The organism is Vibrio sp. YYF0003 (assembly GCF_036350715.1).
GTDB lineage: Bacteria > Pseudomonadota > Gammaproteobacteria > Enterobacterales > Vibrionaceae > Vibrio > Vibrio natriegens.
Genome location: NZ_JAZDWA010000007.1, coordinates 50391 through 76850, shown reverse-complemented (window position 1 = coordinate 76850; position 26460 = coordinate 50391). Strand labels below are relative to the sequence as shown.

The window sequence follows — 26460 nt, the reverse complement described above, 5'->3', positions numbered from 1 at the left end:
AATCAAATAGAGTTGTAGAGAGTTAAATGAGCGCAAAAATTCTTGCCATCGATACATCAACTGAAAACTGTTCAGTTGCACTACTGGTTAATGATCAAGTGATTTCACGCAGTGAAGTTGCACCTCGTGACCATACGAAAAAAGTCTTACCTATGGTTGATGAAGTGTTGAAAGAAGCGGGTCTGACTCTACAAGAACTGGATGCACTGGCATTTGGTCGTGGTCCGGGTAGCTTCACAGGTGTTCGTATCGGTATCGGCATTGCACAAGGTTTAGCGTTTGGTGCTGAATTGCCGATGATTGGTGTGTCAACACTCGCTGCGATGGCACAAGCAAGCTACCGTCTTCATGGTTCGACGGATGTTGCCGTTGCTATTGATGCACGCATGAGTGAAGTGTACTGGGCGCGTTATTCTCGCCAGGAAAATGGTGAGTGGGCCGGTGTGGATGAAGAGTGTGTGATTCCGCCTGCACGTCTGGTTGAAGAAGCTCAAGCCGACGATAAAACCTGGACAACGGCAGGTACCGGTTGGGGGGCTTATCAGGAAGAGCTGGCCAATTTGCCATTCAGTGTTACTTCAAGTGACGTACTTTACCCTGATTCTCAAGACATCGTGATTCTGGCTAAGCAAGAGTTAGAAAAAGGCAACACGGTTCCGGTTGAAGAATCAAGTCCGGTTTATCTGCGCGATAATGTGACCTGGAAGAAACTTCCGGGCCGCGAATAATTTAGATTGAGATAAAAGCGGGGATTACCCCGCTTTTTTATGGAACGTTATGGCGTCGATTAATGGATTACCGCCCTCGCTGATAGCAGGTTCGACTCGCACGAACAAAGTCAGTAAAAAGAAGCAGGTAAAAGAATCTCAGATTAAGCAACCTGTCGGTCAGACGTCTAAAGTTGCTAATGCGGTCGCGCATTCCATAAAGCAAGTGGATGAATCCCAGATTCACAGAGCGCAAGTGCAGTACGATCTTCCCGAGGGAAATGCACGAAAAGCGATGGAACAGTACATGGATGTCATGAATCGAGCGAAAAAAGAGGAACTGGCTCAATTGCTTGGTGTCGATATTTATGTGTAATGGACGAAACTCATTCGTTCCCGATAAATAGATTTCAATGGTAGCTTATGACATTTTCTCGACACATTTTTCTGGTTTTGTTAGCTGCGTTTGGGCTGTCGGCGTGCAGTTCTCTTCCTGAAGAATTGCATGCAACAACTGAGCAAGTTCTTACAGACTATAAAACGTTTGCTGAGTCGCAAGGGCTTGTAAATAGTGATGTCCGTCTAGGGGGGATCATCGCTAAAGTCGACAACTTCAAAGACAAAACGCGCGTAGAAATCGTTAATTTACCCATTAGCGAGACGGGCAAGCCCGATATTAGTGCTGAACCAGCAGGCCGTTTTGCCGTTTACTTCGATGGTTATTTAGAGCCTGTGGCATTTAGCAAAGGGCGTTTAGTCACAGTGGTCGGAAAAAGTGCGGGTGAAGAAGAAGGGAAAATCGGCGAGCGTGAATACATCTTCCCTCTGATGAAAGGTCAGGGCTACCGTTTATGGACGATAGAAGAGCGAGTACGAACTTACGATACACCACTTTTCCTTTACCCTTGCTATTCAATTAACTGCCGTATGGAGCGTCATGATTTCCCGCAAGATGGCAGAATCATCAAACAGGTCAAATAATCTGCTATGCATGAGCGTCGATTTGAACTTGCTGCCGGAACAATGGCAGCCCTTGAAATAGGTAATGAAAAAACGGCTGACTTGTCAGTCGTTTTTCTTCATGGTTGGTTAGACAACGCAGGTAGCTTCAAAGCGTTGATGGGGCAAATGCATCAGCTCAACCCAACTCTCCATTTATTAGCCATTGATCACTTTGGGCATGGTTTGTCCAGCCACAAATCATCCGACAATTATTACCTCTTCCACGATTATATTGCCGACTTATATGAGTTGTTGGATGAATTATCGCCAAACAGGCTGGTATTAGTAGGTCATTCACTTGGTGCTTTAGTCGCAAGTTGCTATAGTGCTGCGTTTCCTGAGCAGGTCGAAGCGTTAGTGCAAATCGAAGGTGCTGGTCCTCTTACCGAGGTGCCTTCCAATAGTTTGCAAAGACTTCGTGATGGCATTTTGAGTCGACATCGGCAACAAAATAAGCCTGAACGATCCCTATCTTCTTTTGAACTGGCTCTAAAGTTACGCATGCAAGCCAACCAACTGACCGCTGAACAGCTTCTGCCAATCGTAGAACGCGGAACAGTACAGCGTGAAAATGTCTGGTTTTGGCGACATGACGCTAAGTTAAAATGCGCTTCGCTTTACCGAATGGCGCAAGAGCATGCGGACTCAATCACCAGCCAAATACGTTGTCCACACCTGATCGTATTGGGCGACCAAGGATTCCAAAATTTACCTTCCAGCCAAGCTGATTGGGGGCAGAATTCACCACAAGTGATTACTGTCTCGGGAGGTCATCACTGTCATTTAGAGCAAATACTCGAAGTTTCAGACGGAATTCTTGGTGTAGTTAACAAAATTTAAACAAGTGTTTGGGAGTTTCGTGCTCAAGCACCTTCGCTGTGCTGTAATAGCCCTCAAAATAAAAAGGCTGTTATCGTAAGACAGCGATGAACGAGGAGTAATATCGTGGATAAACCATGGCTTTCACGTTATCCAAGTGACGTACCTGAAACCATTAACCCAGACCAATATGAGTCTTTGGTTGAAATGTTTGAGCAGTCTGTACAAAAGTACGCAGACCAACCAGCATTTATGAACATGGGCTCGGTTATGACCTTCCGAAAGCTGGAAGAGCGTAGTCGTGCATTTGCCGCTTACCTACAAAATGAGTTAAAGCTAAAAAAGGGTGACCGAGTTGCTCTGATGATGCCTAACTTGCTTCAATACCCCGTTGCGCTGTTTGGTATTTTGCGTGCAGGTTGCATCGCGGTAAACGTGAACCCGTTATACACTCCTCGTGAACTTGAACACCAGCTCAACGACTCTGGTGCGACAGCGATCGTGATTGTTTCTAACTTTGCTAATACGTTAGAGCAAATTGTTGAGAACACCTCTGTAAAACATGTTGTGCTGACCAGCCTTGGGCAGATGTTGCCGCGAGCGAAGGGTACGATTGTCGATTTTGTCGTGAAATACGTTAAAGGTATGGTGCCAAAATATAACCTGCCTGGTGCGATTTCAATGCGTAAAGCGTTAGGCAAAGGTCGTCGTTTACAGTACGTGAAGCCATTTATGTCTGGCGATGATATTGCATTTTTACAATACACCGGCGGTACGACGGGTGTGGCGAAAGGCGCGATTCTGACCCATCGCAATATGATTGCAAACGTATTGCAGGCGAAAGGTGCGTATGGCCCGGTGCTGACTCCTGGTAGAGAACTGGTTGTGACCGCATTACCGCTTTATCACGTATTTGCATTAACCGTTAACTGCCTGCTGTTTATTGAAATGGGTGGCCGTAACCTGCTGATTACCAACCCACGTGATATTCCGGGCTTTGTAAAAGAGTTACAAAAGCATCCATTTACTGCTATCACCGGGGTTAATACGCTGTTTAACGCTCTGGTTAACAATGAAGACTTCCATGAGCTGGACTTTAGCAATCTGCGACTGTCTGTCGGTGGTGGTATGGCCGTTCAGCGCGCCGTTGCAGAAAAATGGCTGAAGACAACAGGTTGCTATCTGTTAGAAGGTTATGGCCTGACAGAATGTTCTCCTCTGGTGGCCGCTTACCCGCATGATCTTATCGAATACAATGGGTCTATAGGTTTGCCTGTTCCATCGACAGAAGTTCGTATCGTTGATGAAGAGGGCAATGCTCTGCCAAATACCGAAACGGGTGAACTTCAGGTTCGTGGCCCTCAAGTGATGCAAGGTTACTGGCAGCGTCCGGAGGCTAGCAAAGACACCATCAACCAAGAAGGCTGGTTATCAACCGGTGATATTGTTAAGTTTGACGACGAAGGCTTCCTTCATATTGTTGACCGTAAAAAAGATATGATTCTGGTCTCTGGCTTTAACGTTTATCCGAACGAAATCGAAGATGTTGTCGCATTGCATGGTAAAGTTCTGGAAGTTGCAGCGATTGGTCAGCCTAACGATGTTTCTGGTGAGCTGGTGAAAATCTATGTCGTTAAACGCGATCCAAGCTTAACGAAAGATGAAGTGATTGCACATTGTCGTGAACATTTAACGGGATACAAGGTGCCAAAACTGGTTGAATTCCGTGAAGAATTACCGAAGACTAACGTAGGTAAAATTCTACGCCGTGTTCTTCGTGAAGAAAACGATGCAGAGCTTGCGAAGAAGAGCGCATAAGTCGATTTCGTGAAGTCGCCGGAATTAAAAAATGATAGAATGCCAGCGTTTTGCTGGCATTTTTTATAGCGAGAAGCATGTGAATTATAAGATTATTATTAAAAACAAAGACCTAGAACAAGTTTGCGCTCAAGCCAGAGACGCAGATGTCGTTATGTTGGATACGGAATTTGTACGGATCAGAACTTTCTATCCACAGCTAGGTTTGATTCAGCTTTTCGACGGCAATAATCTTTCCTTAATCGATCCGACAGAACTGACGGACATGTCACCATTTGTTGAACTTTTGAAAGATACCTCGGTATTAAAAGTTCTGCATGCATGTGGTGAAGATCTCGAAGTGTTCCAGAATGCGTTTGGTTGCACGCCATTTCCGATGGTCGATACCCAGCTTATGGCTGCGTTTCTTGGGCATGGGCTATCAACAGGCTTTGCGACGCTTGTGGAAGAATATCTGGGTGTTGAACTGGATAAGAGTGAGTCTCGCACAGACTGGATGGCTCGTCCGCTGACGCAAAAGCAGCTTGATTATGCTGCGGCTGACGTGCACTACTTGCTGCCGCTTTACGAAATCTTGCTCGATAAAGTCACCGAAGCTGGCTGGTGGCATGCGGTGCAGCAGGAGAGCGATTTACTGGTTTCGAAGCGTATTCGTGAAGTGAACGAAGAAAATGCGTACCTTGATATCAAAGGTGCATGGCAACTTAAACCGGCAGAGTTGGCTGTCTTAAAACCGCTGGCCACTTGGCGTTACCGTCAGGCAATCAAACGTGACCTTGCTCTGAACTTTGTTTTCAAAGAAGGGGACTTATTAACAGTTGCCCGCCTTGGTTTAACAAGCTTTAAGAAAATGGAAGCGGAAGGCATTGATATCCGAGCCGTTAACCGTCACGGTGCAAAGATTGCTGATATCGTTAAAAAAGCCAAGCAGACACCTGCGGATGAATACCCTGAGAAAATTGAACGTCTTATGGACTACCCAGGCTATAAGCAGGTCTTCAAGAACATGAAAGATATTGTGAAAAGTGCATCACAGAAATCTGGCTTGGCTACTGAGTTCCTTGCCTCTAAAAAGCAGATCAATCAGTTGCTTAGCTGGGTATGGAAAAAGGACCGTGATCCGGCAAGAATGCCTGATGTGATGCAAAACTGGCGTCTTGAACTTATCGGCGAAAAAATGAATAAAGCGCTTAAGTAGCGCAAGATGTAGATAGAACAAGGTTGGCCATGTAGCCAACCTTTTTTATGCAGTGTGCAATGTAGAAATGTAGGTGTTTGTTAGTAAACCAATGACTGATTTCACTTCACAAACACCTAAATCCGAATTACTTCTCGTCGTCAGGCAGTTTTACATTTAACTCAAGCACCGAGATATCATCGTCTTTATGCTCAAACGTTAAATCAACCATGTTCGGGTCAATGTCTACGTATTTGCCGATCACCTTCAGGATATCCTCTTTTAACTGAGGCAGATAAGACGGTGCCGGATCATCTTGGCTGCGGCGTTCTGCCACAATAATTTGCAAACGCTCTTTGGCTAGACTTGCGGATTTTTTCTTCTGTGGGCGGAAAAATTCTAATAGTGACATGTCTATCCTCCGAACAGTCGTTTAAAGAGCCCTTTCTTCTCCTCTGTAAGGAAACGAAAATCTACCTTGTTACCAAGTAAGCGGTCTACTGTGTCAGAGTAAGCCATGCCCGCGTCTGTCTCTTCATCAAACGTTACTGGCACACCTTTGTTTGATGCGTTAAGCACCGCCTGGCTTTCAGGAATCACGCCCAGAAGCGGGATGTGAAGGATCTCCTCAACGTCCTCAACACTCAGCATTTCACCTTGGTTTACGCGCATCGGGTTGTATCGAGTCAACAGAAGGTGTTGCTTCACAGGCTCTAAACCTTGCTCTGCTCGTAGCGACTTCGAATCCAGAATACCCAAAATACGGTCTGAGTCGCGCACAGATGAGACTTCAGGGTTGGTGGTCACAATGGCTTCATCCGCGTAGTAGAGCGCCATTAGAGCACCTTGCTCGATACCTGCTGGTGAGTCGCAGATGATGAAATCAAAACCCATCTCGTCCAATTCGGTAAATACACGCTGTACGCCATCTTTCGTGAGTGCGTCTTTGTCGCGTGTCTGTGATGCAGGAAGAATAAATAAGTTTTCTGTGCGCTTATCTTTGATCAGCGCTTGGTTTAGTGTCGCTTCACCGTTAATGACGTTCACAAAGTCATAAACTACGCGACGCTCACAGCCCATAATAAGATCGAGGTTACGTAAACCGATATCGAAATCGATTACCGCAGTCTTATTGCCTTTTAAAGCCAAGCCAGAGGCGATGGCTGCGCTTGAAGTGGTCTTACCGACGCCACCTTTACCAGACGTTACTACAATAATGCGTGCCATTTGTTTTCCTTTTTATACTAAATCGTGAGTGTTTCGAGATGTAATGATTCTTCGGCTCTACTGATCATTACTTTCTGCTGCCAATACTCACTCTCAATTTGATCGCTTAACCAGTAATCTCCAGCAATAGATACTAGTTCTGCTTGTAAATCGTGGCAAATAATCCGCGCTTCATGCTGCCCACTAGCGCCTGCAATTGCGCGCCCGCGCAAAGTTCCGTGAATATGAATAGAACCATCGGCAATAACTTCTGCCCCAGCGCTAACATGTGCTAGTACCACTAAATCACCGTCTTTCGCGTAGATTTGTTGACCAGAGCGAACCGGTGTACGAACGAACTTAGTTGGCGCCATTTTCGCGGGTGCCTGGCTCGGCGATTTACTTGCGGACATGATGGCGAAGCCAGCTTCAGAAGCAAGGTTCTGTACACGTTTATCTTTACAGCCCGTTACACCGACCGGAATGAACCCAGCGTCGGCTATGCCCTGCTTGAGTTTAGGAAAATCAATGTCGCCTTCGACTTTCGATATATTGATAACTAAAGGTGCTGATGCAAAGAATGACGGTGCCTGAGACACTTTTTCTTGCAAAAATTCGATAGTTTTTTCTATCTTGCTGTCAGAAAGGTGTAAAACTGACAAAGTAAAGCTGCTACCTTTAAGGTCTGGTGAATGGGTCATCGTGGACTTCTTGCCTCTGTTGAAAGAGCGTTGCCTTAAACTAGGTCTATCATGTTATATTTCATCTTTTGGCGCAGCAAGTTCTCTAACAAGCAATTCGGTGAATTAATCTCAAATTTGCTATTAAGTTTGCGGCAATTTTACGTTTCCAACTAAATCCGTAATAAAAACGGCTAAATCAGCATAAAAGGCGTGTCATGCTTTGTTCTATTTATAAAAGCTCTAAAAAAGAAGGTACTTATCTCTATATTCCGAAAAAGGATGATTTTTCACAGGTTCCTGACACCTTGATGCAGATGTTCGGTAAGCCTATCGCTGTCATGACGATTAAACTTGATGGTCGTACATTGGCGCAGGTGGATATCGAGAAAGTGAAAGCCTCATTAATTAACGATGGTTTCTTCCTGCAGGTTCCGCCACCACCGGAAAATCTGTTAGAAAAATATAAAGAACAAAAAGCTCAGCAAAAAGACAGGAAATAATTCCATATCTTGCTGAGACTTCTGCCTTGCTCAAGGAGGGGAATATGAAAAAAATACTGGCTACACTGCTTAGCGTTGGCATGTGCGCCTCAGCCTTTGCAAGTAGTGAAGGTTTTGAGGAATACCTGGATAAGTTGCGTGCAGAAGCGCGTGCTCAAGGCATCTCCGAGCAGGTCATCAGCGCCGCTTTCGCTAATGTTGAATATAAGCCACGAGCGGTGAAAGCAGACCGAAACCAACCTGAGAAAAAACTGACGCTGGATGAGTACATTCCGCGTGCAGTCCCAGAGTGGAAGGTTAAGCAAGCAAAAGAATTATACAAAGAGCACTACACGGATCTTAAACGCATTGGTGAGACCTTCGGCGTTCAGCCACGTTTTATTGTCGCGTTGTGGGGCGTGGAAAGTAATTTTGGTAAGTTTACGGGTAACTTCCGTGTCATAGACGCGCTTTCTACCATGGCATTTGAAGGTCGCCGTGAAGAGTTCTTCCGTAAAGAAACCATGGCTGCCCTTCAGATTCTGGATCAAGGCCATATTGAACTTGAGAATTTTAAAGGTTCATGGGCGGGTGCGATGGGGCAGTGTCAGTTTATGCCAAGCTCCTTCCTTCGCTTTGCAGCGGATGGTAATGGCGACGGCAAGAAAGACATCTGGCAAACCAAAGCGGACGTGTTTGCTTCAACAGCGAATTACCTGAGCAAATCCGGCTGGGATGACAATTACACTTGGGGACGTCAGGTAAAAGTTCCGAAAGGCATTGATCATAACTTGGAAGGTCGAACCGAAGAGAAGGGTAAGTACCTGCAGGAGTGGAGCAAATTAGGTATCACCAAGTTTGATGGCAGCCCGCTACCTAAACTGGATGACGATATCAAAGCTTGGCTGATTATGCCTGACGATGAAAACGGTCGAACTTATCTGGTTTACAATAACTACAATGTGTTGATGAAGTGGAACCGCTCTTACTACTTCGCTTTAGCTGTTAGCCACTTAGCTGATCGCATCACATACTAGTTCCTGAATAAATTATCGTTCTTAAGGGCTCTTCGGAGCCCTTAGTTTTTACTGCATTTAAATCGAGGTAATTCGTGTTATCTGAACGTGCTGCTCAAATGGTCATTTTCTCTGCATTGATCAAACACAAAAGCTTTACGGCGGCAGCAAAAAGCCTCGGCGTATCCGTCTCCCATGTGAGTAAACAACTTAGCCAATTAGAGAACTCACTTGGTATTAAGCTGGTGCAACGCACCACGAGAAGTTTTACTCCGACTGAAGCGGGCAAAACCTTCTATCATCATTGTGAGCAGGTCGTTCAGGCTGTCAGCAGCGCAACGCTGGAAATGGAAAGCCAGAGAGATGAAGTGGCTGGGCTTGTGCGGTTGGGCATTTCGCAATCATTCGGCACTTTACATATCATTCCTGCTATTCAGGAGCTAAGAGAACGGTATCCTCAACTTGAGGTTGAAGTGCACTTGTTCGACTACAAGGTGGACATGTTAGCTGAAGGCTTGGATTTATGGGTAACCAACAATGAACACTTGCCCGAAGGTTACATTGCCCAGCGATTAACGGATTGCCAGTTTGTTGTCGCGGCGTCTCCAGACTACCTGCTTAAACATGATAAGCCAGTGGAACCTGACGATCTATCGTTGCACAACTGCCTGATCTACAGAAGCTGGGAGCGTGATTACACCGGATGGGCATTTACAAAAGATCAGCAGGAACTAAACGTCAAAGTTTCCGGTAACTATTCTGTTGATCTTGCTGAAGCGGTTCGCGACGCTGCAATCGCAGGGTGGGGGATCGCTTATCTCGCGACGTATTTGCTTGGCGATGAATTCAGAACTGGGAAGCTAATTCAATTACTCCCGGAATGGAAAGCCAGCCAGTCGATGCCTTTCTATGCGGTTTATCCGAGCCGACAGCACATGCCGAAAAAAATATCTGCGGTGATCAACTTTATAAAACAGAAGATCGGTAATCCGTGTCTTTGGGATCAAAGATTAGCACCGTATATCTCCATTCCTAAGTCATGACGATCGTATACATAAGGTGATTTTTGTCACAAAAATTTTTCTGAATCTATAAACAATTTTTCCATATGGAAATAACAACAAAAAGCAAACGTTTATCATTAGCAAATTCAATAGTTTAATGTTTAGTTTAAATATTGACCACTGAAACTTTTCACACTGTTAACAACCTCAAGTTGCAGCATTTTGAGTCCGCTATACAATCCGACGCCTTTACCATTCCCCTTCTGTCGGACCCAATTTATGAATTCACTTATTGGTATCGTAGCCATACTCTTCGTAGCATGGCTACTTTCTACAAATAGAAAAAATATAAAGCTCAGAACCGTCTCACTTGCTTTTGCCTTACAGGTATTGTTTGCACTATTGGTTCTGTATGTACCAGCAGGGCGAGACGCTCTAAATTCAGTGAGCAGCGTAGTATCGAACTTAATCAACTATGGTCAGGAAGGCATCGCGTTTTTATTCGGCAATTTGGCGACAGGCGGATTCACTTTCGCTATCAATGTACTCGGCATTATTGTCTTCTTCTCTTCGCTTATTGCTGGCCTTTACCACATTGGTGTTATGCCAAGAATGATTAACTTTATAGGTGGTGGTATCCAAAAGCTGTTAGGCATTGGTCGTGCTGAGTCTTTATCTGCTACAGCCAATATCTTTGTTGGTACGATTGAAGCGCCATTAATGGTTAAACCTTATCTAAAGCACATGACGGATTCTCAGTTCTTTGCAGTAATGACTGGTGGTTTGGCTTCGGTTGCTGGTGGCACGTTGGTCGGTTATGCATCTTTGGGTGTAGACTTAAATTACCTGATCGCGGCGGCGTTTATGTCTGCTCCTGCCGGTTTGTTGATGGCTAAAATTCTGATGCCGGAAGACACAAACCAAGCTGAGGAAATCGATCTTAGCCAAGTTGAAATCCCACGAGCAACCAATGTAGTTGAAGCATTGGCAGATGGTGCGATGGCGGGTGTTCGTATCGCGGTTGCAGTTGGTGGCACGCTGTTGGCTTTCATCAGTGTGATTGCATTGCTCAACGGCATTTTGGGATGGTTTGGCGATCTTATTGGCACACCATTAAGCTTCGAACTCGTTTTAGGCTACGTATTTGCGCCAGTTGCTTGGCTGTTAGGTGTTCCATGGGCAGAGGCGATCACGGCAGGGTCTCTGATCGGTAATAAAATCGTAGTAAATGAGTTTGTTGCTTTTATCCAACTTGCAGAAGTGAAGTCGCAGCTAAGTGCACACTCTCAAGCGATTGTGACTTTTGCACTATGTGGCTTTGCGAACATCTCAAGCATGGCAATGCTTATTGGTGGTTTGGGATCATTGGTGCCAGAGAAGCGTGCGTTTGTTTCTAAGCATGGATTTCGCGCGATTGTCGCGGGTGTGATGGCGAACTTGATGAGTGCATCCATTGCGGGTGTGATTTTAAGTCTTTAACGATTTAGACTAAATTTACACAACATAAAGAAAAAAGGCTCCGAGAGGAGCCTTTTTAGTATTTAGCGATCTGAGATTACTTGTCCGTATGGAACTGCTCGCAAGCCAGCATTGTGTTTTCAATCAGGCTTGCTACTGTCATTGGACCAACGCCACCAGGTACTGGAGTAATGAAGCTCGCGCTTTCACGTGCTTTATCGTATTCCACGTCGCCAACCAGCTTACCAGAGTCAAGACGGTTGATACCCACATCGACAACCACAGCGCCTTTCTTAATCCATTCGCCAGGAATGAAGTTTGGTTTACCTACTGCGACAACAACGACGTCGGCTTGACGAACGTAGCTCTCTAAGTCTTTAGTAAAGCGGTGACAGGTCGTCGTTGTGCAGCCCGCCAATAGCAACTCAAGTGTCATTGGACGACCAACGATATTTGAAGCTCCTACAACCACAGCGTGTTTACCACGAAGATTAATATTGTAGCGGTCAAGCAGGGTAATAATACCTTTCGGCGTACAAGAGCGTAGTTTAGGGATACGCTGTGCAAGACGGCCTACGTTATAAGGGTGGAAGCCATCCACGTCTTTCTCTGGATGAATACGCTCTAAAACATGAGTGCTATCAATTCCAGCAGGAAGTGGAAGCTGAACTAAAATGCCATCAATTTCGTTGTCATTGTTCAACTCATCGATCAACGCTAGCAATTCTGCTTCAGTGGTTGATGCCGGAAGGTCAAAAGACTTGGAAACAAAACCCACTTCTTCACAAGCGCGGCGTTTACTGCCAACATAAACTTGAGAAGCAGGGTCTTCACCAACTAGAACAACTGCAAGGCCAGGGGCACGTAATCCAGCTTCAACGCGAGCTTTTACTCGTGCTGCAACTTCAGAACGAACAGTTTGGGAAATGAGAGTCCCATCAATATTTTGAGCAGTCATGACTTTCCTTATAAATTTTAGAAGGCAGATAATCTGCGGCGCATTGTCGCAGAATTTCTATTTAACATCCATACGCAAACGTTTGCTCTGAGGTGTTTTTGAGCATTCATTGATTCAGTGACCTTTTTTTAGGCATTCAGATCAGAATGTTACTAAAAGCCGTTGATTTACCCATTTTAACTCGTATAATCCTTTCCCTGTAGCGCGCCCTTAGCTCAGCTGGATAGAGCACGTCCCTTCTAAGGATGTGGTCATAGGTTCGAATCCTATAGGGCGTGCCATTTATTCAAAAGCCCCGATAACTCGATGAGTTGTCGGGGCTTTGTCGTTTATACGGCTAAAAAGTAGCGCCGCCATCGACTCTTAAATCATGCATGGTGATATGTCCTGATTTGTCGCTGAGCAGAAACTCGATCGCATTGGTGATGTCTTTGGTTTCGGCTATTTTATTCAGGGGGATGCCAATACGATGCGATTCCAGATTGCCGCGAATCGTTTCTTTTTCACCGTAAGACTCATTCCACATTTGCTCCTGCATTGGAGTTCTGGTTGACCCCGGACTGACGATATTGCAGCGAATACCATGCTCAGCCAACTCTAGTCCCAAACACTGCATCCACATATGGAGCCCAGCTTTCGATGTGCAGTATGCAGACATATTGCTTCTTGGAGTATCGGCTGCATTTGATCCGACCGCTACGATGGCGCCTCTTTTCCCGTTTTTAACTAATAGCTTAGCCATATGCTGGGTTAAAAGTAGAGTACCTTTGAGGTTTACATCCAATGTTTTACTGAGTGCGTCCAAAGGCAGGTCAAGAATAGGGGAGAGGTGTAAGGTACCTGCGCAGGTCGCAATATATTCTGGAATGAGTTTTTCATTTTCTAAACGTTGGCAGGCAGATTGGATAGATTCAGGACTTGCCAGATCAAATGGTAAAAGGGTGGTTCTGACCTGTTGTTCGTCAGGAATCGAACTCATCAAATTCATTAGCGTCTGTTCACTCACATCACAGGCAATCACTTGTGCGCCTTGTGCTAATAAACTTTTGGCGCATGCGAGACCAATTCCCTGACCAGCGCCAGTGACCAGGCATAACTTGCCATTGAATTCTGAACGGTTTTCATTCATCTAAACATCCTTTTCGTGATACAGATGGGTAACTTTAGTTGTGTAAATGATAATTATTTTTGTTATCGTTGTCATCTTGTTAACTAGGAAATGAATAGGTCATGAGGAAATTAAGTCGAAAAATAAAGCCATGGCTACTAAGTGTAGGGCTCGTGAGTTTAGTTGGATGTGAGTATTTACCTCACTCGGCTAAGGTTGATTTACCACCAAAAGAAGTGGCGCAAGTGGTTAAGCAAGCAAAGTACGCAGATGATGCCATTTTGCAGGCCTTTGACACGCATAACTTTGTCGCGATTGGAGATTATCACTGGAATGACGCGTTTATTCGTTATGCGACCGAGTTAGTCTCTAAGCCAGAGTTTTCCGAGCAGGTGAATCATATCGTCGTGGAGTTTGGTAACGCTAAATACCAATCGATTCTGGATGATTACCTTGCTGGAGGGGAAGTCAGTGAGAGCCAATTGAATACGATGCTAAGAGGTTCGTTGTACTTTATGGCTTGGATGCCAGATGTCTATCGAGACTTTTTCAAAGCCATAAAGCAGCGCAACGAAGCTTTACCTGAGGGCAAGAAAATTCAAGTGCATCTGGCTGAAGCGCCTTTTGACTGGGATGCCTTGCAGGACGTTACAGTCTGGAAGAAAGCAGCGAAGAATAAGACCGATCATTTCTATCAAGTCGCGTCTGAACGAATCAAGAATAATGAAAAAGCATTGATGATTTTTGGTGCGTTTCATTTGGTTAATGCGCCAGCAGATTATGTAAAGAAAACACAGGAAACAGACTGGCCGCTGGCAACGCGTCTGCAGCAAGCCTTTCCTGACAGCACTTATTTGATTTGGCCGATGACTGACCCAAAGGTAGTAAAGACGTTTAGTTCACTGAAATCACCAGCCGTATTGGAAGTGGATCAGGGACCAATGTGGGATCTACGTTTGATCGATTTTTTGCCAAAAGCACGTTACAAACTTGCCGCAATGGACGATATGGATGCACAGGTTGGTGACCTGTTTGATGCCTTTCTTTATCTAGGCGAAAACCAGAGAACCATGGTTCTTCCTCGTGACGTAGTCGCAGATCGTGACTGGGTTGAAGAGATGCATCGCCGAGTTGATATCATCGGCGGCAAAATGCAAGAGAGCTTTAATGAGCTTATTGAACGCAGTGATGAACAGTACGGTTTTACCAGCAAGGGGTAGTGTTCAACCCTGTTATCTATACAAGTAGTACCAACGCAAGCGGCTGAGTGGTGACATCATCAGCCGTTTTTGTTTCTCCTTATATCTCAATGATGGTTTCCGAACTCTTTTCATATGTTACCAAAATGGAACAAACCTCTAATTTGTAAATAATACGAATGATAATAGTTATTAAAAGCATTTGATCAAATGTAACAGTATGTGTACTCTTACATCGAAATTGAGAGGGATTCTCATTTGTGGTCCTATGTTTAATATAATTTGAGAGATGATTATGCTTCGTAACTCAATGGGGAGCAGTACTATGCTCACAGAGTTTCTTAACGCTCATTCGGATGATGCTTCGTTTTTCTTCAGTTCACCGACTGTGACGTTACTGACACAAGGCATTGCTGCAGAGTTTTCCCAAAAAATCAGGTTCTCAGAATTAGATTCTTGTATTAGTCAGCTACTCGAATCGGTCAAGGAAGATGAAAGCGACAACCCTATTGCGGTTGGTGTCATCCCGTTTTCTGAGCACAATCCTGTGCATTTTATTGTGCCTGAACGTCTATGTACGACATCACCGATTCGTCCGGACAAAGTGGCAACCGTGGATGGTTCTAACCAGTGCGTTCCGTCTTCGATAAAGCCAATTCCAGCTCCTGAAGAATACATGCGCAGTGTCGCTCAAGCAGCGAATGCCTGTTCCCGAAAAGAGTTTGATTTGGAGAAGGTTGTTCTTTCACGAACAATGCAAGTGGATACCGAACAAGAGATAGATCGGGCTCAATTTCTTAAAACGCTGCTAAAACAAAATCCGGGCGGTTATACCTTTTCAACCCGTTTAGGGGGCGAATGTTGTGATACTTACTTAATGGGCTCGAGCCCTGAACTATTGGTCTCACGCAAAGGGCCGCATGTTTGCTCTAACCCATTGGCTGGTTCACGCAGACGCAGTGATAACGAAACGATGAACCAGCAACAAGGCGAACTGATGATGGAGAGCAGTAAAGATCTCCATGAACATGCCGTGGTTGTTGATGCAGTAGAAAAAGCACTTCAGCCTTGGTGCCACAATCTTTATGTGCCAATGGTGCCTTCGGTTATTGAAACCAAAGCGATGCTGCACCTGTCGACTCGCATCGAAGGTACGATTTCGGACTCTGCCGCCAGTGTGCTTAAGCTTGCCAGTGCACTTCATCCAACGCCTGCGGTATGTGGTTATCCGACGGCTCAGGCCTACGATTTTATCGAAAAAGTTGAGCCTTTTGATCGTGGTTACTTTACTGGCCTGGTCGGCTGGGTGGATGCCCGCGGTAATGGTGAATGGGTCGTAGTGATTCGCTGCGCAGAAGTGGAAAAAAAGCGTCTGCGCGTTTACGCCGGGGCGGGAATTGTCAGTGGTTCTGAGCCACAAAGTGAGCTAGAAGAAACGGGCAACAAAATGCGTACCGTACTGAATGCAATTGGCATTGAAGTTCAGGACAACATGGAGGTAGTGGTGTGAAACTGCCAAGCATGAAAGCATCTGGGTTTACACCTTGGCCAGAAGAGGCTGTACGCCAGTATCAGGAAGCTGGCTATTGGACAGAGCAAACTATACCGGAGATGCTTGAAGCCAGCGCTGGAACCTATCCCGAACAGGTTGCACTTGTGTCTGGTGACCAGCAATGGACTTACCAAGCATTAGCCGATCAGGTTGATGAACTGGCAGCAGGCTTCCAACAAACGCTGAAACTAAAGGCTGGCGATAAAGCCGTCTTACACTTACCCAATATCGGCGCGTTTTACCTGAGCTTTTTTGCTCTATTGAAAATTGGTGTTCAGCCAGTATTAGCTTTACCGGCCCACCGATATTATGAGATTCGATACTTTTGTCATTTTACTGAGGCAAAAGCGTTAATTACTGCGCCACAAATGGGTGTCGATACCGCCGATATTGCGCAAAAAGTCGCGAATGAATTACCAACGTTGGAGACCATTGTCTGGGCCGGTGATAACAGTCTAAAACCAACGGGTAGTGTCGACCTAGACTCACTTTTCTTATCGAACGCGGCAACCGAGCCGATGCAGGAACAAGACTTTGCTTTCTTCCAGTTATCTGGTGGCACAACCGGCACGCCAAAGTTGATTCCGCGTACCCATACGGATTACCTCTACAGTGTTCGCGCCAGCAATGATGTTTGCAAGTTTTCACATCAAACTCGCTATTTGTGTGTCCTACCCGCTGCGCACAACTTTCCGTTGAGCTCGCCTGGTGCTCTAGGATGTTTTATGGCTGGTGGAACGGTGGTGCTTTCGCCTGATCCGAGTCCACAGACCGCATTTCAATTGATTGAAAACCATCAGATTACCGTAGCAGCACTGGTGCCACCTTTGGCGTTGTTGTGGCTAGATGAAGCGCCTCGGTCCCAATATGACATCAGCTCGTTACAAGTGCTTCAGGTCGGTGGTGCGCGCTTTAGTGAAGCGGCTGCGAGACGTGTCAAACCGACATTAAACTGCACGTTGCAACAGGTATTCGGTATGGCGGAAGGGCTGGTGAACTACACAAGGTTGGACGATCCAGACTCCGTCATCGTGTCTACGCAAGGTCGGCCGATGTCACCCGCTGATGAGATACTCGTTGTTAACGAAATGGGCGAACCTGTGCATCAGGGTACGGCTGGCATGTTATGCGCACGAGGCCCGTACACGATTCGCGGCTACTACAACGCACCGGAGCACAATCAACGTTCCTTTATTGCAGGGGGCTATTACCGAACAGGCGATGTGGTGGTGTTAACCAAAGAAGGGAACTTACAAGTCGTCGGGCGTGATAAAGAACAGATCAACCGCGGCGGAGAGAAAATCGCAGCACAAGAGATCGAAAATCATTTGATGGTGCATGACGCCGTCCATGATGCGGCTGTTATCGCGATACCAGATGATTATCTGGGTGAGCGCAGTTGTGCCGCATTAGTTTGTCTTGAAGATAAACCGAAACCGATCGAAATAAAGCGCTTCCTGAGAAATCGAGGGTTGGCCGAATTTAAGATCCCAGATCGCGTCATTTTCGTCGATGTATTGCCGAAAACCCCTGTCGGAAAGATCAACAAGAACAAACTCCTTGAGTTGGTTTAACCCACTCAACCAAACCTGACTTTTATCTACGAATTTTAGGAGAAATGCCTCATGGCAATTCCAGCTATTGCGGGTTATCCGTTATCTAAAGCGATCCCCCAAAATCGCGTATCTTGGTCGGTAGATCCAGAGCGTGCCGTATTACTGATCCACGATATGCAGCAGTATTTTCTGAATTTTTACGATTTGGACAGCGAGCTGATTCAAACCTTGACGCAGAACATCCAACAGATCAAACAAGCCTGTATTGAAGCAGGCATACCAGTGGTATACACCGCTCAACCTGGTGATCAGTGTCAGGACGATAGAGCATTACTGACGGACTTCTGGGGGCCGGGTCTAAAAGCTGATGACACTATTACGAGAATCCTGCCTGATCTTGCGCCAACAGAGCAAGACATCGTTTATACCAAATGGCGCTACAGTGCATTCCAGCGCACGCCGCTTAAATCCATGATGGATGAAACCGGACGTGACCAGCTGATCATCGTTGGTGTATACGCGCATATTGGTTGTTTACAGACCGCTTCTGAAGCGTTCATGACCGACATTCAAGCCTTTATGGTTTCTGATGCGGTGGCGGACTTTTCTGAGAGCGAGCATGAAATGGCACTGAATTATGTCGCGGGCCGATGTGGTTATGTTTTGGACAAACAACAACTACTGAGCCAGGTCAGCGATATGCCAATTACTCACGAGATTCCTCAATCTGAGCAAGAATTAGCTCTGCAACTGGCGACTTTGCTTGACGTTCCTGCTGAAGAAATCGAACCACAGGATAGCTTGCTCGATTTCGGTCTGGATTCGGTTCGAATTATGTCTCTGGTCGGTGACTGGCAACAGGCGGGGTTGGATTTAAGTTTTATGGAGCTTGCTGCTCAGCCTTGTTTGGCTCACTGGTGGCAATTGATTGAGAAGAAGCGCACCTAGTGCCAGGCAAGGACAAGTAGTAAAGGAACGGAAATGTACGATTTACCTTATACGGCGGAGCAGTTGCTACCGCTAACGGATGCGCAAGCAGGGATTTGGTTTGCGCAGCTTCGAGATCCAGAAAACCCAATTTATAAAACTGGCGAATATCTGTTGATTGACGGTGAGGTTGATGAGCCGTGTTTCGTCGAGGCAGTCAAAGCCGCTATTGAAGAAGTTGACTCATTGCATGCTAAATTTGTCACGACGACCGAAGGGCCTCGTATGGTGATAGAGCGACAGCCTTGGCAAGTGGACCGCTTTGATTTTTCTTCTGAATCAGAGCCTTTGAATGCCGCGATTGACTGGATGAAAGTGCAATTGAAACAACCCGTCAACCTAGAGCAGGGGCCACTTTTTTCTATGGCGCTGCTTAAGCTGGCGGAAGACAAATTCGTTTGGTTTTTATCACTGCACCATATCGCAATTGATGGTTACAGCATGTCATTAATTGTGTCCCGAGTCGCGCATATTTACAGCCAACTTATCAAAGGCAAACCGTTTGATCAGGTTGAGTTTGTTGATCAGCAAGCGATGCTTACAGAAGACAACAACTACAAAGCCTCAGAGAAGTATCAAAACGATCGCGCTTTTTACTTACAGCGCTATGCAGACCACTCAGACACGGTCAACTTAGCAGGTCAGCCAACGGTCACTTCCGATCACTTTCTGCGCCTCAAGGGTGTGATGCCAGTCAGCGATTTTCAGCAGATGGAATTATTGGCGAAGCAGTGCCGTACACACTGGTACAGTGTTCTTATCGCCTCTATTGCGGCATACGTTCATCGTATGACTCGCTCGAAGGAAGTGGTGCTTGGTGTGCCACTCATGGGGCGGTTAGGCTCCGTGGCAATTCAAACGCCTGCAATGCGAGTGAATATTCTGCCAGTACGAGTCAGCTTTGATGACGGGCTGGATATCAAAACCTTGGTCAAGCAGGTCAACCAAGAGTTCTCTTCTGTACGTCGTCATCAAGGCTACCGTTATGAAGAGTTACACCGAGAACTTAATCTGGTCAAAGACAACCGTAACCTGTTTGGTCCGCTGGTGAACATTATGCCGTTTGAGTATGAGCATAAGTTTGGAGAGCTAAATTCTAAGGCACATAACCTTTCAGCAGGGCCCGTGGATGACATTTCTCTGTACTGCTATGAGCTTGGCGGCGAGTTGCATGTGGATATGGATGCCAACCCCGAGCTTTATTCAGAGCGTGATATTCATGAACACCAGCAGCGTCTGTTCCATTTTATGAGTGACTTTTTTGCTGCTGCTCAAGAGCAGGGTGCGAGTCAGTGTAAAATCAGTGATGTCAGCATTTTGCTTGCTGGTGAACGAGAAAAAGTGATCAATACCTGGAACGATACCGCTCGTTCTGTTCCAGAAACCTCCTTATCAGCCTTGATGGCAAGACAACGCATCTTGACGCCTCATGCTCCGGCACTGATTTTTGAGAATCAAACACTCACCTATGAGCAGTTAAGTCGAAAGGTCTACTCTTTGATGAACTGGCTGTTCGCCCAAGGTGTGGAAGCAGGAGATCGCATTGCTGTTTGTGTACCGCGTAGTGAAGAGTTAATCGTTGTACAACAGGCCATTCTCGCTGCAGGTGCGGTGTATGTGCCGATTGACCCAGACTACCCAGAAGGTCGCATTCATTACATGCTGGAATCTTCTGCACCTAAGCTCGTGTTTTCGACTTCGGCATTACAATCCAAGTTGCCGCCCGAGTACGAGAGTAAACTTGTCGATGATGAAACACTTCCTGCGATTTATAAGAATGTAGAGCCGCTACCACCCCAAGTTCAGCCAGAACCACATTCGCCGGCTTATATGATTTATACCTCCGGCTCGACTGGTAAGCCCAAAGGCGTGGTGGTGAGCCATGATGCTATCGTGAACCGATTGCTATGGATGCACGATCAATATCCGATTGATGCCAATGATCGCGTGTTGCAAAAAACACCTGCGGGCTTTGATGTGTCAGTGTGGGAATTCTTCTGGCCAATGATCGTCGGCTCTTGTTTGGTGGTTGCAAAACCAGACGGACACAAAGATCCGGTTTATCTGCAGGAACTCATTCACAGTCAAAAGATCACCACATTGCATTTCGTTCCTTCGATGCTGCAGATTTTTGTTCAACAGGCGGATGCCCAGCGATGCGAAAGTTTGCGTCAGGTATTTTGTAGTGGGGAAGCCTTGCCGATTGAGTTAGTGAACCAATATTACCAATCTTTCGATGCGCCGCTGCATAATTTATATGGCCCAACTGAGGCAGCCGTCGATGTGACTTACTGGCCGAGTGAAGCTAATGCGCAAGGCAGCTCGACCCCAATAGGTCGCCCGGTTTGGAACACGCAAATCTATATTCTGGATGATGCGCTTAACCCAGTACCACCGGGCGTAGTTGGTCATCTTTATATTGCAGGTCGTCAGCTTGCTATCGGGTATCATGGCCAGCCAGAACTGACGGCAGAGCGGTTTATTGACAATCCATTTGGCCCAACAGGAAGCCGAATGTACTTATCGGGCGATCTCGCACGCTGGCGTGAAGATGGGGCGATAGAATACTGTGGCCGCAGTGATTTTCAGGTCAAAATTCGTGGTTTCCGAATCGAGCTGGAGGAGATCGAAAATGCCCTAGCAAGCCACCCTAATGTGGCGCAAGTTGCGGTGTTGGCTCAAGAATACAGCGATGGAGATAAACGTCTGGTGGCCTACGTCACAGCAGAAGGTACTGGGCAACCTATCGATGTTGCGCAGCTACAGAAGTATCTTGCTGATCCTCTGCCTGAATACATGGTACCAAGCTATTTTGTTGAGTTAGATACGTTCCCGCTGACACCAAATGGCAAGCTCGATCGCAATGCGTTACCAAAACCCGATCTGTCTGGTCAGGTCGGTACAAAAGGACCGAGTAACTTAGTCGAAGAACGCTTGTGTAAGCTGTTCTGCCAGTTACTTGAGCTGCCTGCGGTAGGCGTTGACGATAACTTCTTTGAGCTTGGCGGACACTCTCTGTTAGCGGCGCAGCTTATTGCGCATGTTAAAGAGATCATGGGCATTGAGCTATCGCTGGCAGCAGTCTTTGAGTCTCCGACCGTCGCGGGCATTGCAGCCAAACTGAATGGTAGCGAAAGTGATGAAGCGCTTAATATGCTATTGCCACTGCGTAAACGCGAGGGTAAAGCCGCCATATTCTGTGTTCACCCTGCAGGTGGTCTAAGCTGGTGTTATGCGGCGCTGACGCCAATTATTCCATCTAACATTCCTCTATATGGTGTGCAGGCTCGTAACCTTGGCGATCCTTCTTTGGCTTTGCCGAAAACGATGAAGGAGATGGCAGAAGATTATGTCGCTGCAATCCGTGAAGAACAGCCTTTCGGTCCTTACCATCTACTTGGCTGGTCTATTGGTGGCATGATTGCGCACTTGATGGCGGGTATCCTGCAACAGCAGGGACAAGAAGTCGGTTTACTTACTTTGCTTGATTCCTACCCTACAGAGCAGTGGCAGACCATGAATCCACCTGGCGAAGAGCAAGCTCTGGGGGCATTGATTCGAATGGCGGGCGTTGAGTTTGATGAATCAGCGCATAGCAGCATTACTAAGCCAGAAGTTATCGACATCTTACAAGATGCGGGATCGTCGATGGCTCACCTGAGCTCCGAGACCATATCTGCGATGATCGAAGTGGTGATCAACAACAACCATCGCGTACGAGATTCGGTAGATTATCGTTATCAGGGTGATATGTTGTTCTTCAATGCTGAGAAGCCACCAGAAGAGTCATTCTTGGATCGCAATGGTTGGTTTAATTACATGGATGGTGAAATCAATGTCGTGGATGTTGATTGTATTCACCGAGATATGATGCGACCAGACATGTTACGTCTTATTGGAACCCGAATGGTTGAAGAACTGAGAGCGAAATTCGATGTTTAATTCAGGTCATCCGTTGTTACCAGATAATAAGTGGGAGGGGAGCATTTCCCCTCTGACTTTCTTCAAAGGCAAACTGGAGTCTGGCTCTGTTTTGGCTATTGGTGAAGCGCACTGGTATGCGGACCTTTTTGAGCAAATGACGCAGGTGTTGCTCTCTGAGGAGTTGGATGGTGTGTTTACTCATCTGTTTGTCGAGTTTGGTAACGCCAAGCATCAAAAAATGTTGGATGATTACCTGTCAGGAGGTGACATTTCTGACGATGAGCTGGCTGCGGTCTGGCTAGATTCCATCGCTTTTCCTGCCTGGATGCACCCTTGCTATGGCGAGTTTTTTCGACGCTTAAAGCAAGCAAACGCACAGCGTACCACTCCTATCAAAGTTGTACTGACCGAGCCTCCGTTCGATTGGCAAGAACTTCGTCATCCGTCACAGCTTGCCCAGCTTAATGCAGAGCGAGATCAGGCTCTGGTTGAAGGTATTGAAGTCATCAAGCGCCAAAATGACAAAGGGGTGATCGTGCTCGTCGGCGCAAGGCATATTCTCAAGCGTTCTCCTACATTTGGCTCAACTCGCCATCATCCTTTCGGGGTGTTAGCCGCACAGAGATTTGGTGTCCAATACGTTTCGGTATGGCCACATATGTTGCCGACAACGCTTGAACAAGACTCGCTGGAATTGGGTATCTATTCCACCCAACAGCCAAGGTTTAGCCAGATGAACTTTGCCGATCTGGTTCCTAACAAACCTACGGTGAATCCTTACTCTGAGACACCCGTTGATCAGTTGGTGGATGCTTACTGGTATTTAGGCCCACAAACCCGGCAGTTGAGTGCAGCTGGCGTTGAAATTCCCCAGAAGTGGAAAGCGCAGCTAAAGAAGAGGCTACCGCTTGTGAATCAGCGCCAGAGAGTGGTAATTCAAAAGGTGATTGAATAGGGACTCTTGGTAATTTAAGGCGTAAAAAAGCACAGCGAGAAAACGGTTTGTTCGGTAAAGCAATAATGACCGTGAAACGTTAGATCTGGCAGGGCGGATTGGAGATCCCTTCGGTTATCTCCAATCAACTCAAACTGAAACTGTCCGCTGTTTTCCGTCTCGGGGTGCAGCGCAATTTCGGCATCTAAAAAGTCGAAATATACCCTCACGAATGGAAACAGACATTTGAATAAACTCTCTTTGATGCTGAATATCAGCACGTTTGGGATGGTGTCTGATTTCTGTAGGTGATGTTGTTCATTGGCTGTGTAAATCGCAGGAAGAAGGTGAGCGGCAAGATTTTGATTGTTTTCAACATCAATCCCAATACTTGGCACATCATTTTTGACCGCACACGCTGCCAAGCACAGGGAGTCTGTATGACTAATACTGCCGCTAACAGTGTTGGGGAAAACAGGTTCTCTAGATGCGCCAACCAAAATGGGGGATTGATCCGCAAAAGCATTGTCTGATGCCAGTTTTCTGATTGCGGCACGTGCGGCGTGGCGCCCAGCTCTAAATTCTTCCTGCCGTTTGGGTACTGATTTCTGAATATGTTCCTCTTCTAAAGGTAAGCCTGCTTTGGCGTACATATCTGATGTGGCTTTCACCATCTGAATCAGCGGACTGGTTGTCCCAAAGTGGAAGCAGTTAGGGGAGAGAATTTCATCTAACTTAATATTTTTCAAACTCTTGTTATTCACAGTAAAAACCAACCAAAAAATACAAATGATAATGCAACTGATAATTATTGCTATTTATACAGTTATTTATTAAAGTTGGCGAGCCTAATTAATACAAAAAATAGATATAAGGATATGCAGTGAATACTCAAGTGAAAAAGCCTTCGTTTATGCCTTCCATTTTGGCCGCAGCAGTAGTGACTGCTTTTAGCGGTCAAGCTAATGCAGCGCAGCAGAATGAAAATCCAGAAATGGAACGCGTGGTTGTTACCGCGTCATTAACTCAACATTCTGAGCTTACTGCTCCTGCATCTGTGTCGGTTATTACTGCGGAAGACATCGCAAAGATGCCAGTGAAAGACATCTCTGAAGCAGTACGTAGTGCTACAGGCGTCAGTGTTTTAAGCAGCGCCGCGTACGGTCGTAACACCATTCGTATTCGTGGTCTTGAGTCAAAGCATACTCTGATCCTGATTAATGGCCGTCGTATCAATTCTCAAGATGCATTAATTCGTGGTAACGACTTTGATCTATCGACGATTCCTTTGACGGCAATTGAACGAATCGAAGTGGTGCGCGGCCCGGTTTCTTCTCTGTACGGTTCAGAGGCGATGGGTGGCGTAGTGAACGTGATTCTAAAAACACCAACAGAAGAGATGGCTGGCTCGCTAGGGCTTGAATATGAAAGTTTGCTAGAAGGTAATGGCGGCGATGGCTGGAAAGGCCATGCTTACGCAAGTGGTGAACTGACGCCAGAACTGGCAGGTAGCATCATCGTTGAAAGCTCGACTCGTGACCCATGGCGCACCGATGCGACGCCTGATTACGATGCTTTGGAGAAAAAAGATACCACAAACGTGTTTGGTGAAATGTCATGGCAACTGACAGACGAGCAAAAGCTGATTGCCGATGTAACTTACACCAAGGACGAACGAAAAGCCGAGTGGGTGCACCCTCGTTCCGGAGACCAAACCAATACTCAGGATTCTACGCGCTGGAATTACGGTTTAACGCATGAAGGTAATTGGTCGGGGTTTGACTCTCAGGCTCGTTTGTATGGCGAAACCATGGATTTGAATGACGGCAGTACCGCGTACACCAATGGCTCGGCGGACGTGGAGTTGCAGAATAATTACGCCGATTTCAAACTGTCTGGTTTATGGCGAGACAGCCATGAATGGGTATTTGGCGGCGAATTCCGTACCTCTGAACTGACCAACAGTCGCGACATCCCTTCTGGTGATATTGATTACCACCAAGGTGCAGTGTTCCTGCAGAGTGAGTTCGATTTGGATAAGCTGGCGCTGACGCTGGGTGGTCGTGAAGACTTCCATGAGGTCTACGGCAGCCACTTCAGCCCACGTGCTTATGCAGTCTACAGTTTTACTGATGAGTTTGTTGCAAAAGCGGGCGGCGGCGGTGGCTTCCGTGCTCCGGGCATGATGGAGAGCAGCGACCAAGTTCGTGTGATAAGTTGTGGTAACCGCTGCTGGTTAACCGGTAACGATGATTTGAAACCGGAAGAGTCAGAAAGCTATGAAGCGGGCCTGGCTTACGAGACGGACTCGCTAGGTCTGGGCTTGACTTACTACTACTCTAAGCTTAAGAACAAAATCGAGCGAGACACCAGCACCGCAGTGGGTATGGATGGCACCATGCCAATCATCACTTACCAAAACATTGGCCGAGCAGAAATCAAAGGTATAGAGCTGGAAGCTTGGTATGACATTACTAAGAACATCAATTTGTCAGCGAACTACACATACACGGATGCAGAGGATAAGAGCTCTGGCGAAAAGCTAACAGATACGCCTGAACACTTAGCAAACTTGGATGTGAACTGGCAAGTATTCGACTCGTTGACCACTTTTGCTCGCGTCAACTACATCGGTAAGCAGGTGATCACAAATCTAAGTAGCGAAGATAAAACTGTGGACGGCTACACATTGGTTGGTCTGGGCGTTTCTTATGACCTCCAGCAAGTGAACCTGAAAGCGGGTTTGAACAACATCTTTGACGTTGAGTTGGATGATGAAGATGACTACTACGGTTACTCAGAGAAAGGCCGCAGCGCATACGTAAGTGCAACTTACTTGTTCTAATTCAGTAGACTTCACATCAATAAAGAAC

Annotated in this window: 23 protein-coding genes and 1 tRNA gene; 18 read left to right on the top strand and 6 right to left on the bottom strand. The window is 46.3% G+C overall.

Annotated elements, in window-relative coordinates; genetic code table 11:
- Nucleotides 1-26 precede the first annotated feature (26 nt).
- The 6 genes from tsaB to rnd all read left to right on the top strand — a co-directional run bounded on the left by tsaB (nucleotide 27) and on the right by rnd (nucleotide 5544).
- Complete coding sequence (tsaB, locus tag V1U08_RS18820; protein ID WP_330471238.1) at nucleotides 27-728, top strand: tRNA (adenosine(37)-N6)-threonylcarbamoyltransferase complex dimerization subunit type 1 TsaB; 702 nt, start codon at nucleotides 27-29, stop codon at nucleotides 726-728.
- Nucleotides 729-777: 49 nt separating this feature from the next.
- The gene (locus V1U08_RS18815; RefSeq protein ID WP_014231169.1) at nucleotides 778-1083 is read left to right on the top strand and encodes a hypothetical protein; all 306 of its coding nucleotides are present in this window, start codon (nucleotides 778-780) and stop codon (nucleotides 1081-1083) included.
- Between the two features lie 47 nt (nucleotides 1084-1130).
- On the top strand, nucleotides 1131-1688 hold the full coding sequence (locus tag V1U08_RS18810) for a Slp family lipoprotein (RefSeq protein WP_330471237.1): 558 nt from the start codon (nucleotides 1131-1133) through the stop codon (nucleotides 1686-1688).
- 6 nt (nucleotides 1689-1694) lie between these two features.
- Nucleotides 1695-2549, top strand: coding sequence for an alpha/beta hydrolase (locus tag V1U08_RS18805; RefSeq protein ID WP_330471236.1), 855 nt, complete (start codon nucleotides 1695-1697; stop codon nucleotides 2547-2549).
- Nucleotides 2550-2654: 105 nt separating this feature from the next.
- Nucleotides 2655-4346, top strand: coding sequence for a long-chain-fatty-acid--CoA ligase FadD (gene fadD / locus V1U08_RS18800; RefSeq protein ID WP_020336111.1), 1692 nt, complete (start codon nucleotides 2655-2657; stop codon nucleotides 4344-4346).
- Between the two features lie 79 nt (nucleotides 4347-4425).
- Nucleotides 4426-5544, top strand: a complete 1119-nt coding sequence (gene rnd, locus V1U08_RS18795) for a ribonuclease D (protein ID WP_041170305.1) — start codon at nucleotides 4426-4428, stop codon at nucleotides 5542-5544.
- Between the two features lie 127 nt (nucleotides 5545-5671).
- On the opposite strand, the gene minE is transcribed toward rnd, so the two are convergent.
- The 3 genes from minE to minC are packed head-to-tail and all read right to left on the bottom strand — an operon-like array spanning nucleotide 5672 to nucleotide 7430.
- Complete coding sequence (gene minE / locus V1U08_RS18790) at nucleotides 5672-5935, bottom strand: cell division topological specificity factor MinE (RefSeq protein WP_014231174.1); 264 nt, start codon at nucleotides 5933-5935, stop codon at nucleotides 5672-5674.
- 2 nt (nucleotides 5936-5937) lie between these two features.
- Complete coding sequence (gene minD, locus V1U08_RS18785; RefSeq protein WP_014231175.1) at nucleotides 5938-6750, bottom strand: septum site-determining protein MinD; 813 nt, start codon at nucleotides 6748-6750, stop codon at nucleotides 5938-5940.
- Nucleotides 6751-6767: 17 nt separating this feature from the next.
- A complete protein-coding gene (gene minC, locus V1U08_RS18780; protein WP_020336114.1) occupies nucleotides 6768-7430 on the bottom strand; it encodes a septum site-determining protein MinC in 663 nt (220 codons plus the stop codon).
- Between the two features lie 197 nt (nucleotides 7431-7627).
- Between minC and V1U08_RS18775 the strand changes: the two genes are divergently transcribed.
- The 4 genes from V1U08_RS18775 to V1U08_RS18760 all read left to right on the top strand — a co-directional run bounded on the left by V1U08_RS18775 (nucleotide 7628) and on the right by V1U08_RS18760 (nucleotide 11390).
- The gene (locus V1U08_RS18775; protein WP_014231177.1) at nucleotides 7628-7912 is read left to right on the top strand and encodes a YcgL domain-containing protein; all 285 of its coding nucleotides are present in this window, start codon (nucleotides 7628-7630) and stop codon (nucleotides 7910-7912) included.
- A 44-nt stretch (nucleotides 7913-7956) separates the two neighbouring features.
- On the top strand, nucleotides 7957-8928 hold the full coding sequence (locus V1U08_RS18770) for a lytic murein transglycosylase (protein WP_329346286.1): 972 nt from the start codon (nucleotides 7957-7959) through the stop codon (nucleotides 8926-8928).
- Between the two features lie 74 nt (nucleotides 8929-9002).
- Entirely contained in the window at nucleotides 9003-9950 is a 948-nt protein-coding gene (locus V1U08_RS18765) for a LysR family transcriptional regulator (RefSeq protein WP_330471235.1), read from the top strand.
- Between the two features lie 240 nt (nucleotides 9951-10190).
- Nucleotides 10191-11390 carry a NupC/NupG family nucleoside CNT transporter gene (locus V1U08_RS18760; protein ID WP_014231180.1) on the top strand — a complete coding sequence of 400 codons (1200 nt, stop codon included), beginning with the start codon at nucleotides 10191-10193 and terminating at the stop codon, nucleotides 11388-11390.
- Nucleotides 11391-11466: 76 nt separating this feature from the next.
- Here the strand turns inward: V1U08_RS18760 and folD are convergent, their stop codons facing one another.
- Complete coding sequence (gene folD / locus V1U08_RS18755) at nucleotides 11467-12327, bottom strand: bifunctional methylenetetrahydrofolate dehydrogenase/methenyltetrahydrofolate cyclohydrolase FolD (protein WP_014231181.1); 861 nt, start codon at nucleotides 12325-12327, stop codon at nucleotides 11467-11469.
- A 204-nt stretch (nucleotides 12328-12531) separates the two neighbouring features.
- Between folD and V1U08_RS18750 the strand changes: the two genes are divergently transcribed.
- Nucleotides 12532-12608 (top strand) — tRNA-Arg (locus tag V1U08_RS18750).
- 56 nt (nucleotides 12609-12664) lie between these two features.
- On the opposite strand, the gene V1U08_RS18745 is transcribed toward V1U08_RS18750, so the two are convergent.
- A complete protein-coding gene (locus V1U08_RS18745; RefSeq protein ID WP_330471234.1) occupies nucleotides 12665-13456 on the bottom strand; it encodes a 2,3-dihydro-2,3-dihydroxybenzoate dehydrogenase in 792 nt (263 codons plus the stop codon).
- A gap of 101 nt (nucleotides 13457-13557) precedes the next feature.
- On the opposite strand from V1U08_RS18745, the gene V1U08_RS18740 reads away from it, so the two are divergent.
- The 6 genes from V1U08_RS18740 to V1U08_RS18715 all read left to right on the top strand — a co-directional run bounded on the left by V1U08_RS18740 (nucleotide 13558) and on the right by V1U08_RS18715 (nucleotide 23608).
- A complete protein-coding gene (locus V1U08_RS18740; protein WP_330471233.1) occupies nucleotides 13558-14655 on the top strand; it encodes a hypothetical protein in 1098 nt (365 codons plus the stop codon).
- Nucleotides 14656-14923: 268 nt separating this feature from the next.
- Entirely contained in the window at nucleotides 14924-16144 is a 1221-nt protein-coding gene (locus tag V1U08_RS18735) for an isochorismate synthase (RefSeq protein WP_330471232.1), read from the top strand.
- Between the two features lie 11 nt (nucleotides 16145-16155).
- The gene (locus V1U08_RS18730) at nucleotides 16156-17760 is read left to right on the top strand and encodes a (2,3-dihydroxybenzoyl)adenylate synthase (RefSeq protein WP_330471279.1); all 1605 of its coding nucleotides are present in this window, start codon (nucleotides 16156-16158) and stop codon (nucleotides 17758-17760) included.
- 51 nt (nucleotides 17761-17811) lie between these two features.
- Entirely contained in the window at nucleotides 17812-18690 is an 879-nt protein-coding gene (locus V1U08_RS18725; RefSeq protein WP_330471231.1) for an isochorismatase family protein, read from the top strand.
- Nucleotides 18691-18723: 33 nt separating this feature from the next.
- Nucleotides 18724-22671 carry an enterobactin synthase subunit F gene (locus tag V1U08_RS18720; RefSeq protein WP_330471230.1) on the top strand — a complete coding sequence of 1316 codons (3948 nt, stop codon included), beginning with the start codon at nucleotides 18724-18726 and terminating at the stop codon, nucleotides 22669-22671.
- Nucleotides 22664-23608, top strand: a complete 945-nt coding sequence (locus V1U08_RS18715) for a hypothetical protein (RefSeq protein ID WP_330471229.1) — start codon at nucleotides 22664-22666, stop codon at nucleotides 23606-23608. The genes V1U08_RS18720 and V1U08_RS18715 overlap by 8 nt, the downstream gene beginning before the upstream one ends.
- A gap of 14 nt (nucleotides 23609-23622) precedes the next feature.
- Here the strand turns inward: V1U08_RS18715 and V1U08_RS18710 are convergent, their stop codons facing one another.
- Nucleotides 23623-24351, bottom strand: a complete 729-nt coding sequence (locus tag V1U08_RS18710) for a 4'-phosphopantetheinyl transferase family protein (RefSeq protein ID WP_330471228.1) — start codon at nucleotides 24349-24351, stop codon at nucleotides 23623-23625.
- 119 nt (nucleotides 24352-24470) lie between these two features.
- Here V1U08_RS18710 and V1U08_RS18705 point away from each other — a divergent pair, with 119 nt between their 5' ends.
- Nucleotides 24471-26432, top strand: a complete 1962-nt coding sequence (locus V1U08_RS18705) for a TonB-dependent receptor plug domain-containing protein (RefSeq protein ID WP_330471227.1) — start codon at nucleotides 24471-24473, stop codon at nucleotides 26430-26432.
- Nucleotides 26433-26460: the final 28 nt, after the last annotated feature.

Excerpts from the sequence above, each read along its gene's own strand:
- tsaB (WP_330471238.1), top strand. The coding sequence starts at position 27 with ATGAGCGCAAAAATTCTTGCCATCGATACATCAACTGAAAACTGTTCA.
- V1U08_RS18815 (WP_014231169.1), top strand. The coding sequence starts at position 778 with ATGGCGTCGATTAATGGATTACCGCCCTCGCTGATAGCAGGTTCGACT.
- V1U08_RS18810 (WP_330471237.1), top strand. The coding sequence starts at position 1,131 with ATGACATTTTCTCGACACATTTTTCTGGTTTTGTTAGCTGCGTTTGGG.
- V1U08_RS18805 (WP_330471236.1), top strand. The coding sequence starts at position 1,695 with ATGCATGAGCGTCGATTTGAACTTGCTGCCGGAACAATGGCAGCCCTT.
- minE (WP_014231174.1), bottom strand. The coding sequence starts at position 5,935 with ATGTCACTATTAGAATTTTTCCGCCCACAGAAGAAAAAATCCGCAAGT.
- minD (WP_014231175.1), bottom strand. The coding sequence starts at position 6,750 with ATGGCACGCATTATTGTAGTAACGTCTGGTAAAGGTGGCGTCGGTAAG.
- minC (WP_020336114.1), bottom strand. The coding sequence starts at position 7,430 with ATGACCCATTCACCAGACCTTAAAGGTAGCAGCTTTACTTTGTCAGTT.
- V1U08_RS18775 (WP_014231177.1), top strand. The coding sequence starts at position 7,628 with ATGCTTTGTTCTATTTATAAAAGCTCTAAAAAAGAAGGTACTTATCTC.
- V1U08_RS18770 (WP_329346286.1), top strand. The coding sequence starts at position 7,957 with ATGAAAAAAATACTGGCTACACTGCTTAGCGTTGGCATGTGCGCCTCA.
- V1U08_RS18760 (WP_014231180.1), top strand. The coding sequence starts at position 10,191 with ATGAATTCACTTATTGGTATCGTAGCCATACTCTTCGTAGCATGGCTA.
- folD (WP_014231181.1), bottom strand. The coding sequence starts at position 12,327 with ATGACTGCTCAAAATATTGATGGGACTCTCATTTCCCAAACTGTTCGT.
- V1U08_RS18745 (WP_330471234.1), bottom strand. The coding sequence starts at position 13,456 with ATGAATGAAAACCGTTCAGAATTCAATGGCAAGTTATGCCTGGTCACT.
- V1U08_RS18740 (WP_330471233.1), top strand. The coding sequence starts at position 13,558 with ATGAGGAAATTAAGTCGAAAAATAAAGCCATGGCTACTAAGTGTAGGG.
- V1U08_RS18735 (WP_330471232.1), top strand. The coding sequence starts at position 14,924 with ATGATTATGCTTCGTAACTCAATGGGGAGCAGTACTATGCTCACAGAG.
- V1U08_RS18730 (WP_330471279.1), top strand. The coding sequence starts at position 16,156 with ATGAAAGCATCTGGGTTTACACCTTGGCCAGAAGAGGCTGTACGCCAG.
- V1U08_RS18725 (WP_330471231.1), top strand. The coding sequence starts at position 17,812 with ATGGCAATTCCAGCTATTGCGGGTTATCCGTTATCTAAAGCGATCCCC.
- V1U08_RS18720 (WP_330471230.1), top strand. The coding sequence starts at position 18,724 with ATGTACGATTTACCTTATACGGCGGAGCAGTTGCTACCGCTAACGGAT.
- V1U08_RS18715 (WP_330471229.1), top strand. The coding sequence starts at position 22,664 with ATGTTTAATTCAGGTCATCCGTTGTTACCAGATAATAAGTGGGAGGGG.